The following is a 12,576-nucleotide window of genomic DNA, read 5'->3' as shown; positions in this document are numbered from 1 at the left end:
AATAACTTAGCAGTAGCAGTTTGTTGTGTTTTCATATCTTTTAATTTTTAGTACATCTTAAAGATACACGATAAGCTGCTTTTACATAGATGCTAACCGCAATTACGGCGGATTCGACTATTCCGAGAACTCGGGACAGGCTGTCCGAATCCACTCGGAATTACTAACGCCAGTGCTTAATCAAAAAATAGTAGTATAAAACCCGTAACTGACGGTTATACGAGACCGTTATGGGCAAGGTGAAAAACGAACCAAGTGAAAGCAAGAATATTCTCAAATAGACAACTAATTGGAACGACTGACTTACAAGTTGAGGACGAATCAATGGGCGGATTATCTGGAAACTTTGTTCCAACTGAATATTACTTCGACAATATTCAAAAGGCCGTTTGGGAGTTTTGGGCGACTAACAAACCCGACTATAAAAAATGGAATGGGTTACGACTAAACACTCAATTAGAAAACGGACTTTTTCTTTTTCCTGAAGGTGGTTACACAATTGACGACATTAGAGAACTACCAAATGAAACAAAACGGATTAACCTTGCAGGAGTTGACAGCAAAATAATAAAAGACTATTTCCAAACTAAACCACCTCGACCATTTGTTGAAGAGCCTTGGAATGAACTTCAAATTGAACAGAAAATTGCTTTTGAAGATGAGCTAAGAAAAGAACTAGGAACAAATACCGATTCTATTTTTAGCTTCATAAGCAAACCCAAAAAGCACGAACTATCGGATATAGAAATCTCAGCTTTTTGCCACGACCAGAGAAGTGACGATGTATTGTTAGAAATTAGGAAAACGAATTTTTCTAAAAGATTTGCCTTAGTTCATTTGACTTGGACAGGAAAAAAAGAAAAAGAAGGCTATCCGATTACGACATATTACACCGACTTTGATGATTTTAAATACTCGAAAATGTATCCTGACAAAGTCGAATGGGAAGATTAAAAAATAAACCCTGCCCATAACATCGGCTATAGCAAATATTTAATGAAAAAAACAATAATAACACTAGTTTCTATTTTAATACTTTTTTTCATAGTAACATACTTCCTATTCAATTTATCATACGGCAAAACTGTATACCAAAAATCGATGATGATTGGTTGTATGGCTGAGTTGCTTCCTGATAATGGTTTTAGCAAAAGTAAAAATGCTTGTGAATGTATTTTTGACTTTTTAATTACAAAATACTCGGATGAAAAATTAAGCAACGATATCGAATTTGAAAAAATTTTATCTGTGGAAAGTCTGACTTTTTCTTTTTGCAACAATAAGCATATAAAACTTGAAAACGAATTGGAAATTGATACAACAAAGAAATATTACAAAGTAAGATTAATGAATAATTTTAAAGACAATCAAATAGAAATAATCGATGCTTATGTTGACAGAAAAAGGAAAGATACAATTCTAAATGAGTTTAGATATTTTAACAATGGAGTATTAGATTCTTCCAAAAGTAAATTTTTTGATTTAATTATAACTGGAAGAAAAGATTCCATTATGGAGGGTAGAATTGATTTCTATTCACCAAGAGATACATTACCTAAAGAATATATTTATCAAAGAAATATATCTTTTAGATATATTCAAGAAGAAGATGATTGTATTGTCGTAAAAGAAATTGAAACAGATACCAATTCGATAAAATTTCCATATAAAAATTTCAGAAATTTCACATTCATAGGTTATATATCTGATACAAGATTCATTTACAAAGAAAGTACCACTGACTCGCTATATGTTAATTTTACTAAGTTTGCAATAGACAATAAGTTATCAACCAATAACATTTATATCGATTTACTAAAATAACATTTGCTAACACCATATATGTGATATTAGCAGCGAATTGATGAATCGAGTAGTAATTGTATTTTTGGAAAGGCGCAAGACTTGCAGAAAGGAATTCCATTAACTATCAGGACGCAGATTCTCTAATTGATATGTATTTGCTAAAGTAGGTGATTAAAGAACGTAACAAACTATATACAATGCCATTTTGGTCCATTAAATAAATGAGGAATTACATCAAAATATCATTTTTCACTTTACTCATTCTGACAATAATTGGATGTCAAAATTCTGATCTAAAAGAAAAGCAATTAGTTCTAAAAAAATACGGAATTTGGAATTCGAAAAATGACAGTATCAGTGTTAAACTGGAATTGAGTCGATTCAATAGTTGGAAAGATTTAGTCAAACGAACTGATGAGATTACCTGTAGTGATAGCATACCTAAAGTAATGCTCAAAACTAACAAAGAAATGAAGACCATTTATTTCAGAAATCCTTGTTGGGACAGGTTTGGTTGTATTCTAATTTATCGCAGAAATACTATCGAAATTCATAACGACTCAATATTCAAAGGTGAAAAACACTATCATTTAAATAACTTAACAAGTATTTTGAAAAAAGATTATAACAATAATGGGGCGGATTCAAATTATAGTGATAGTCCAGAAAAAGTCATCATTTTTATCTCTTACGATAATGACGAAAGTATTAAAAGTTTTTCTCAAACCTTAAATAAATTAATCAATTCGTACGAAGACTTAAATACCAAATACGATCTAAAAATATGGTTAAAGGAAAGGATAGAAACTCCACCTCCTCCACCTCCTCCACCTATTACCGGTGATATATAAACTTAAATAAACCACCACGACACCATATATGTGATCTTAGCAGCTAAGTGATTAATCGAGTAGTAATTGTATTTTTGGAAAGGCGCAAGACTTTTAGAAAGTAATCCCGATAGCTATCGGGACGCGGATTTTCTAATTGATATGTATTTGCTAAATTTAAAACTTAAATCACCCAACTACTCATTACTGAGACCGTTATACACTAACGTAAAAAACAAAGAATATTGGGAATTTTAAACTGGAGAAAGAACAAAAAAGTTAATGCTGAATTTGAAAAAGTATTTTCAGAATTAAAAAGAATGGGAGAAATTAAACCTAGTGCTAAAAAGACTTATGACGTACTTGCCAAATTGGACTTTGATACTTCTGACTCTCAATGTGAACTTTTAATTTCGGAATTTAATAAAATTCAATATCAATCGAATACGAACAGCTTCTTTTACTTCTATTTTCCGATTGTAACACACATTTTGCATTACAAACCTAAACTTGAAAAAGACATCTTAGGATATTTAATCGGACCAAATTTTGCGAACGGAGAAACAGAAACAAAAGAATTAATTTCGTTAATTCAAGGCGCAATGGAATTCAAATTATCTGAAAACAAAAACTATCTTACAAAAGAAAGTAAAAATTGGATTTTGAATGAGTTGCCAAAAATGGAAGAGCAAGTGAAACGTGAAGTTCAAAAATGCTGGAAAGAATTAAATGAATAAATACTCAGTATACAACACAGTATCCTATGAAAAGCCCTCTAAAAAGGTTCGCTCCACAAGTGAGCGTATCTATAAGTACTATAAGATAATTTCACAAAACATATAAGAAAACAAACACATGCAACACCTCTCTTTTTGGCGAACCTGTATAGTGGCAGTCGTACTTATGACGCTACACCCAAAAATAACAGCACAAGAAAATGAGCTCACCCTCGATGACGTATTCACTACTCCAAAACTAACCGGAACCACCCCATCCCAACCCATATGGGCACCAAACAGTAAGCACTTTGCCTTCTCCTGGAATGAACCAGGGGTATCAGGGCGCGGCCTGTGGGTATCCACAAGCCATGGAAAGGAAGTGCGCCTTCTATCAAACGCCAAATCTGCCTCAGTCCGAGACTTAGCCTGGGTCGACGCCAACACCATCCTAAGCCTGAGAGGAAATCATTTATGGCAGACCAGGCTACAACAAGGAGAAGATAGTCAATATATGCCTCTAGAGACCGGTGCACACAATTTATCAATGGCACCAAGCGGTAAGCAAGTAGCTTATATCAAGGAGGGTGATCTATGGCTGGCTAACCTTAGTTCTAAACAGAATCGACAGCTCACCGAGATTGGAATTGCCAGTCTCTCGAGCTTGCCGAAGGGGCGCTACAGCCGACCAGAACGTGAAATTGGACCAGGCATCTGGAGTGGACCAACGTACAAATGGTCACCGGATGGCCAAACCATAGTGTTTCACGTTGTAGACCGGCGCGAGATGCGAAAAGTATCATTCCCGGATTACCTCGCTGAGGAAACCAACCCCAATGAAGTTCGCCGAAGTTATCCAGGCGATCCCAACGAGATTCGAAGGGTGGGTCTGCTTGATGTAGCAAGTGGTCAAATTACTTACCTGGATTTACCTGAGCCACACGCTAACCAGGTCATCGACTTTAACTGGTCACCTAACGGCACCCTACTCGTTGATACCGCATCCGATACAGCTGTTGAACGTAAATTGTATGTAGTGGCACCGGGAGCAAGCAAACTACGTGAGATTTGGCGAGGGGTTCGAGAGAGCCGCATGTACACCTCATTTGGATCAAGCTGGCATCCCAACGGAAAGCAAGTTGTTTTCTTAAGTGATATGGGGGATCGCTATGGATTGTATACCATAGATGCCTCACCCTCCAAGGATCGCCCGCAACTTATCACTGATCCCTCCTACGATGTACTGTCTGCACCAATTTCTGCTGGAAATGCCATCTTTTATGCCGGTAATGGCGTTAATCCTTACGAGCAACACATATATCGCGTAAATATGTCTGGTGGAAAACCTGAACAGCTCACCCAACTTGCAGGCCGCAATATAGGCTATCCTTCACCAAACGGACAACACCTGGTGTTTATGCACAGCAACGACATCGCTCCACCCGAACTTTATGTAGCAAACAGCAATGGGGGTGATGCTACAAGAATAACCCATTCTCCCCTACCCGCCTTCACAGAACGAAGCTGGACGGCAGCAGACTATGTGAGTTTCCCCAGTCTTGTGGATGACTATACCCTGCATGCCCGTGTGCTGAAACCTAGCAACATGCAACCTGGCAAGCAGTATCCAGTGATTTTTGGACCTGTATATTCGAATACCGCAAGAAACCGATGGGCCGGCAATTACAGCCTCGTACAGCAGCTGTTGGTACAAAAGGGGTATATCGTGGTGCAAGTAGATTCACGCGGTAGCAACGGTTACGGTCGTGCATTTCGTGAAGAGTTCTTATTGGGCTTTGCTGACCAGGATATTGAAGATTATGCCAGTGCCGTGGCCTATATGGAGTCACTGGATTATGTAGATCCCGATCGTATTGGCATCTGGGGCAGCAGTTACGGGGGCACGCTCTCCGTGTATTCGCTTTTGATGAAGCCTGGCTTATTCCAGGTGGGCGTAGCTGCAGCCGCCGCCGTTGACCCCATGTTCTTCGGCACGGACGACGTGGCCATTGTCCGTCGTCCACAAACACACCCAGAGATTTTCGAGCGAAAAGCACTTAAGTACGCAGCAAACCTAGAAGATAAACTATTGTTCATTCACGGTCTACAGGATCATGTGGTGCCCTTTAAGACGACCGCTGTGTTGGCGGAAGAGCTAATTAAACAGGGCAAGGACTTTGACTTTGCATTTGCCCCTAGTGCGACACACGGGTGGAGTCGTGAGCAATATTATGGTCGTTACCTATTTGGCAAGCTCATCGAATACTTCGACCGACATCTAGGCACGCCAACAGATTAGCGATTTAAAAGCAATGTTCATAAAAAATACATATCTTCCATTTTTAAGGTAATTGATCAACCTTCAAATAAATCACATCAATTTGCACAGTAACCCATGAGAACAATCCATCTTATTCTTTGCCTTTTCTTCTTAGTTTACATCAGCTGCCAAACTACTCCCGAAGAAAAAACGACTCAAAGCCTAGCTAAAACAGTAAAATTTACGACCAACGACTATGAAGATTTGGTTACACTATTCAAGGAATGGAGAACTTTTGAGAAGCCTCCACTCATTAACGGAGTACCTGATTATACAAAAACAACTTTTGAAAAACGCTGGCCGCAGTTTATCGAACTACAGCAAAGCTTAACAGCGATAGATACAGCCAATTGGTCGGTGGCCAATAAGGTGGACTGGATGATTGTGTGGGCTGAGATGAATGGTTACGACTTTAATCACCGTATTTTAAAGCCCTGGACGCGTGACCCGGCATTTTATAAAACAGTTTGGACGTACCGAAGCGATGTACCCGCACATGAAGGTCCTACCCATCATGCTACCACTGAGCTCTGGACTTATACTTTTCCATTATCATCGGCAGAAAGAGCACGACTGATCAATGACTTGAAGGTAATTGGCCCGCTCAATCAACAGGCAAAGCAAAACCTTACCGGCAATGCAAGAGACCTCTGGATAGCTGGAATTAGAGATATTGAAACTCAAGCGAAAGATCTGGCGGCACTAAAAGAAGAGCCTTCCCTACAGGATGATACGACATTAGTAAGCCTTATTGATGAATGCATCGCATCTACCCAAAACCTTGCAAGCTGGCTAACTACTGAAGCTAAATCAAAGACAGGCCCATCGGGTATAGGCAAAGAGAATTACACCTGGTACTTGCAGCATGTACACCTGGTGCCGTTAAGCTGGGAGGACGAAGTGATGCTACTTAAAAGGGAACTTGCTCGTGCCTGGTCCTCTTTAAAATTAGAAGAGCATAAGAATAGAGATTTACCAAAGTTGAAGGATGCTGACTCCCCAGAAGCTTATAAAGCCTTGGCCGAAGCTGCATCAAAAAGCTTGTTGACCTTCTTGGAAGAGCAAGATATTGTGAGCGTCAAACCCTATTTTGAAACTGCTCTAAATGAACATTTAGGAAGTTATGTTCCAAAGGAAAAGCGCAACTTCTTTTGGATTGGAGCGCACTATGACCCTAGACCATTATACTCCCATTTTTATCATTGGTTTGAATTAGCGAGAATGGATAATGAACCCAATGAAAGTGAGATCAGAAGAGGTCCATTGCTATATAATATTTTTGACTCCAGAAACGAAGGGGTAGCTACAGCAGTAGAAGAAATGTTTATGCAGGCCGGTTTGTATGAAGACAGTCTAAGAACTAAAGAGATTGTATACATTTTGATTGCGCAGCGTGCGGCCCGTGGCTTAGGATCGTTGTATGCCCATGCCAATCAAATGACAATGGAAGAAGCGGGTGGCATTCATAGCGAGTACACCCCTAGAGGTTGGATGAAAACAGAAAAAGATCTCCTCATATTTGAGCAACACTTATATTTACGACAGCCAGGTTATGGCACGAGTTATATTACTGGTAAATACTTAATGGAAAATGCATTGGCTGAATACGCCAGAATACGCGAGTCTCAAAACAAAGACTTTGTGTTGAAAGAGTTTTTTGACACCCTTAATGCGATGGGTAATATTCCTATGGCGTTAGGCCAGTGGCAAATGACAGGCTCAAATGACCATTTGAATAGGATTGTTGAATAAAAAGATATTTGGAATAGTCCTTCTAAATTTTTAAAATGATATGGATGAATTCTATTATCGCTATATAAAAATTTACATCGCGAAGTTGACGAATAACAAAGTTCGACTTCCCATAAGTTAACAAAACATAAGAAATCTGAATATTTAATTAAAATACTATGAAAACTGTCCAAATTACTAAGACTACCATATTCCTACTACTCTTTTGTGTTTTAATGCCTATTCAAGGTAAAGCACAAAAAATTAATTCATTCAGTGAATATAAGATTATTGAGTCTGAGTACGGCGGTAAAAAAATTAGGATTACCCCACACAGTAAAACCACCAATGTTGGCAAAGACGAATCCAAATACCAAAAAAATTGGAGCGTTTATGGAGTGCTAATTTGTTATACTGTTGATGGCAAGAAAAAAGTGAAGCGCCAGGATATGACTTTCGATCTTAAAAAACAGGGGTATTACGAAACCATACTTACCTACGGCGATAATGCAAGCTTAGGTGTCGTAAGTGTTACCTACTTCAACATGGTTGAGCAACCCAAAGAAGACTGGCCAAAAAAAGAGAGCTGCCTTTAATTACTTTTTTCATCAATGAACAGCTTTACACGAGTCGAATAAATACACTAGACTTATACTATATCTTAGGTAAAGAAGGATTTTGGTTTATCCTTTTTCAGATAGAGAGTGTAATTACGTTTTAACCGTTGTTAAATTACTTGTTGTTAATTGTTTTTTGTTAAAAAAATGCTAATTTACAACCTACAATAAATATTCCTGTTTTTTAATGGTATTGCGTTTTGCCCTAATCGTCAGTATAGTAATGTTACAATCTACATCGCTTTTTGCTCAAAAGGCGAAAGAGCGTATCATAGCAAACCGATATGATAAACTCCAGGACTCACTGAAACAAAATCGTAATCTTTCTAAACAGTGGTTGTTGGGTGAGTTAAGTTACATTATTGACAAATCAGCATACGATACCCCTTTAGATAGCATAAAGTTAAGATGCTTAGCCTGGAAAGCCGCAATTTTAAGTAGTACCCAGCAAAAAGATTCTTTTTTAATTTACACCGATAGATTTGTCAATTATTTTAAAGATGATCCTGCAAGATTAAAAAAATATCCTCAGAGCTATTCAGAATTACTACAGCCATTTGCCAGCCATTTGATTGAAATGGGGTTGTATAACAAAGCCTATAAATTAGTCAATAATGCCATCCAAGAACTCAAAGAAACGGGATACAAAGGAAAAGGATTAACATCTTTACAACTTACACTTGGATATATTGAGTTAACCGGACTCAATGAAAAAGAAAAGGCAAAGCATACATTAAAAAAGGTGCTTACTATGCCTGATGATAAAAAATCAAAAACGTTGGCGTATAGCGCTCTTGGCAACTTATATATCACTAAAGACTTGGATTCGGCCTACTACTATAAACAAAAGGCATGTAAAACTCAACAAGAATATTCTTATAAAGGTCAGTACTATAGTTGTCAAAGTACGCTTGCACACATATTGATTAAACAAGGAAAATTAGAGGAAGCAGAAACTATACTAACTGAAGTTATTGCATTCAAGGAAAATGCAAGTGCTAGTGAAAATCCATTGTTTTTAGCCTGGAGCTATTATTACCTGAGTAAAATCTATCAATATAAAAGAAATTTTGAAGCGCAGGAAAAATACCTGTTAAAGTGCAATGTAATACTTGAAAAGATAAATGAACTTAGACTCTCTGAAGATGTCAATTATTTATTGAGTACTTTAAATTATGCCAACGGAAAGTTCGAAGAAGGCTATCAATATGAATTAAAATCCATAACTAGTCGCGACAGCATCTTTAGTAAAAATAAAATTAATGCTGTTGAAGAGATGAGAACTAAATATCAGGTTCAGGAAAAAGAGCTTGCCTTAGCCGCACAACAAAAAATGGTATCCTTTCAAAAAAAGGAAAAAAACAGATTGCTCATTGGTATCTTCATACTTGTCTTTTTTCTTGCGGTATCCTACTATTTTTATTGGCAAAAAATTAAGGCCCAGAAAGAACTTTTAAAAAAGCAAGACCGTATAAATCAACAAGAAATCGATAGCTTACTTGAGCATCAAAAATTAGCCAGTTTGCAATCTTATATTAATGGTCAGCATAAAGAGCGAGAGCGAATATCTCGAGATTTACACGATAGTGTCAGTGGAAATCTAGCAACTATAAAATTAAAATTATCAGCTGTAGAAGAACAGACGGGTAGAATGCAGGAGATCTTACACAGTGTCGATAAGACGTATCGCGAGGTTAGATCTATTTCGCATGATCTTATACCAAAGAATATAGAGGTCAATAGTTTTGTAGCTATGTTGGAACAATTAATTGAAAGTCAAAAAACGGATAAATTAAGCGTTAACTCAGATATTTCTAATAAGAAAGCTATAGAGAACTTATCCACCAAGATCAAACTTGAACTTTTTAGAATTCTACAAGAGATTTTTAATAATATCCATAAGCATGCTCACGCCACTGAAGTATTTCTATCCATCTTCATTCAAGATAGTACTATACAGTTATCTGTGGAAGATAATGGAAAAGGATTTCATCCTGAAATTCCAAAAAAAGGATTAGGTTTGCAAAATATCAACCACAGGGTAAGAGAGCTTTCTGGATCTTTAGATATAGAATCAGCACCACAAAAAGGAACACTTGTCAATATCATAATACCCAGGACTAATGAGTAATGAAACCATTAAATTATTATTAGTAGATGACCATCATATGTTTATGGATGGTATTTATGCCATTCTTAAAGATATTTCGCATATCGACATCGTTGGAACGGCTAATAATGGTAATCAAGCACTCAAAATTGCCAAATCATCAGCATTGGACCTGTTAATAACGGACATAGAAATGCCTGAAATGGATGGCATTCAATTATCTAAATCCATAAAAAAAACGTTGCCTAATATAAAAGTAATTGTAGTTAGTTCTCACAGCAATGTTCAAACCATTGACAAGTTACGTAAACTACAAATTGATGGATATCTACTCAAAAACACCGGAAAAATTGAACTCCTAAATGCCATCAACAAAGTATATAAGGGAGAAAAGTACTTTTCGGAAGAAATACTCAGAGTATATAATCAAAGTTTATTTGGCACAAACAAAGCTGAAAAAGAAAAGGTTAAATTAAGCCCCAGAGAATTAGAAGTACTAAAATGTATTGTGCAGGAGCAAAATACGCAGGAAATTGCGGAGTCACTAAATATTTCTGTTAATACGGTCGATACTCATCGAAAAAACCTAATGCGAAAAATCGGTGCAAAGAATGTCGTTGGGTTAACCAAATATGCAATCCAACAAGGAATTATTGCGTAACCAATCCTTTCTTCGACACTTAGATTCGAATTTAGTGGCGTAGTCACCCTATCTTTTAACAATTTAATCTTCATACGTAATTATTTAATTGCCAATATCACCCTTTTGGGTGATGTATGAATTTACCTAAAACAAGTGAGTTTTTTATCCGTGCCCTGGTTTAATTTTGCTTCAAATTGAATAAAGCAGATTGTCAATACTGTATTTTGTTAGGTTCTTCTAAAATCAAGCTTTTTGACAAAAATTGAAATGCTGAGGATTCGCATAAGTAAACTAAACCATTTTCACGATGCAAAACAAGTACAAAAAAAGAAACAATTCATTTCATTCTAGACTTTTAAAAAGACTGCTATTAGTTTTCATAGCAAGTGTCTCTATAATCTCTTGCTGTAATGATGATGACATAATTATCGACCCTGAAACACCTCCAGAAGATGTAAACACCTTTTCTCTGGGAATTTTACCTTTAATAAACACAAACACCTTCGTTTATAATTTTGTTACTACTGAACCATCTGAGACGCTTACGTATTCGTTTACAATTGAGAATTCATTAATAGTAGAATCTACGGATTACTTGATCACATCATCATATGAGAACGTGCTATTAACACTAAAAGATGATGAGGGGAACATCATTGTTTCTGGAGAAGGATTACTAACCAACCAATCTCCTTATGACTTTATTAGTTCTGGAGCCACTTTACCGACTAATCAATTGATATACCTGGAACTTAAAAATACCGGAACTGAATTTAATAATCGCCAATTAAATATAACCTTTAGAAATTCCAACCACACAGATTTTGGTAGATTTTGGTTGGAACCAAATAATCCAAAATATGGGTCTGTACCTTTTTCTTTTGACAATGAACCTGATGATAAAATACGTTTTGAGTTTGAGATTGAATTCGAAACTTCAAGATATTTTTTCGAAGAAAATAATGACTTCAAATTAACATTGTTTGATTCAGAAGGAAACAGTGTTGGTGAGAAACTACAAGATCTTATTTCAGGTTCAGCATTAGCAGCAGGACGCTACGCCCTTGAGATTTTAAATAGTGCTCCATATGAAAACAATGAAGGTTCATTTAGTTTTTATTTGTATCCCAATACCGATGTAGACTTAGGTGAAATTATACCTCCTTTTAGAGAAACTCGAGAACTAACTATTTTCAGTGAAGAACCTGATAACAAGATTGTGTATACATTTTCCATCAATAATTTCGCCTCTTATTTTATTTACACCCAGGAGAACGTAGAATTAACTTTAAAAGACGAAGATGGAACTATAATCGCATCTGGTGTTTCTTTTATTGGGAATGCTTTTCGTGATACAGACCTAAGTTTTGGAGCGCAACTAGATACGCAAAAAATATATCAGCTAGAAATTATCGACCCAACAGGAAATGGTATTGAAGGTCAAATAGATTTTACCTTTAGAGATGATTTTGAAACAGATCTCAATCTTGGAGTATTAAACGTACCGTCAGATGAAACTTATAATTTTGAAATTGCTAACGGAGAGCCCGATCACGCTTTATTTCTCTCTTTTGAAATTGAAAGTGCAGCCACAATTACAGTTCCAGGAATCGAAAATCTAGGTATTTACCTTGAAGATAGTAACAATCAAGTTATTCAACGTGCACTAGGTGCAAATGAAACTATATCGGTTAACCTTACACCAGGACAATACCGCTTTGACATTATTGCCGATGTAACAAACTCAAACCCTAATGTAAATATAGCTGAACAACTGCAAATTACGTTGACCAACGAATAATT

The 12,576-nt window shown here is 36.6% G+C and carries 10 protein-coding genes; all 10 read left to right on the top strand.

Annotated features, from left to right (window positions below; all coding sequences use genetic code 11):
- Positions 1-255: 255 nt before the first annotated feature.
- Positions 256-954 (top strand): hypothetical protein, encoded by a 699-nt coding sequence (locus EV197_RS16910; protein ID WP_207224229.1) that lies wholly within the window; start codon positions 256-258, stop codon positions 952-954.
- A gap of 42 nt (positions 955-996) precedes the next feature.
- The gene (locus EV197_RS16905; RefSeq protein WP_130287988.1) at positions 997-1,824 is read left to right on the top strand and encodes a hypothetical protein; all 828 of its coding nucleotides are present in this window, start codon (positions 997-999) and stop codon (positions 1,822-1,824) included.
- Positions 1,825-2,027: 203 nt separating this feature from the next.
- Positions 2,028-2,657 (top strand): hypothetical protein, encoded by a 630-nt coding sequence (locus EV197_RS16900; protein WP_130287987.1) that lies wholly within the window; start codon positions 2,028-2,030, stop codon positions 2,655-2,657.
- Between the two features lie 224 nt (positions 2,658-2,881).
- On the top strand, positions 2,882-3,373 hold the full coding sequence (locus tag EV197_RS16895) for a hypothetical protein (protein WP_130287986.1): 492 nt from the start codon (positions 2,882-2,884) through the stop codon (positions 3,371-3,373).
- A 166-nt stretch (positions 3,374-3,539) separates the two neighbouring features.
- Positions 3,540-5,651: a S9 family peptidase gene (locus EV197_RS16890; RefSeq protein ID WP_242610764.1), complete on the top strand. Its 2,112-nt coding sequence runs from the start codon at positions 3,540-3,542 to the stop codon at positions 5,649-5,651.
- A 96-nt stretch (positions 5,652-5,747) separates the two neighbouring features.
- The gene (locus tag EV197_RS16885; RefSeq protein WP_130287984.1) at positions 5,748-7,424 is read left to right on the top strand and encodes a hypothetical protein; all 1,677 of its coding nucleotides are present in this window, start codon (positions 5,748-5,750) and stop codon (positions 7,422-7,424) included.
- 158 nt (positions 7,425-7,582) lie between these two features.
- On the top strand, positions 7,583-7,999 hold the full coding sequence (locus EV197_RS16880; RefSeq protein ID WP_242610763.1) for a hypothetical protein: 417 nt from the start codon (positions 7,583-7,585) through the stop codon (positions 7,997-7,999).
- Between the two features lie 244 nt (positions 8,000-8,243).
- On the top strand, positions 8,244-10,151 hold the full coding sequence (locus EV197_RS16875; protein ID WP_165389080.1) for an ATP-binding protein: 1,908 nt from the start codon (positions 8,244-8,246) through the stop codon (positions 10,149-10,151).
- Complete coding sequence (locus EV197_RS16870; RefSeq protein ID WP_130287982.1) at positions 10,144-10,791, top strand: response regulator; 648 nt, start codon at positions 10,144-10,146, stop codon at positions 10,789-10,791. Before EV197_RS16875 ends, EV197_RS16870 begins: the two co-directional genes overlap by 8 nt.
- A 289-nt stretch (positions 10,792-11,080) precedes the next feature.
- Complete coding sequence (locus EV197_RS16865; RefSeq protein ID WP_130287981.1) at positions 11,081-12,574, top strand: hypothetical protein; 1,494 nt, start codon at positions 11,081-11,083, stop codon at positions 12,572-12,574.
- Positions 12,575-12,576: the final 2 nt, after the last annotated feature.

This window comes from Aquimarina brevivitae (genome assembly GCF_004216895.1).
Classification (GTDB): Bacteria; Bacteroidota; Bacteroidia; order Flavobacteriales; family Flavobacteriaceae; genus Aquimarina; species Aquimarina brevivitae.
This window is presented reverse-complemented; position numbering and strand designations above follow the sequence as displayed.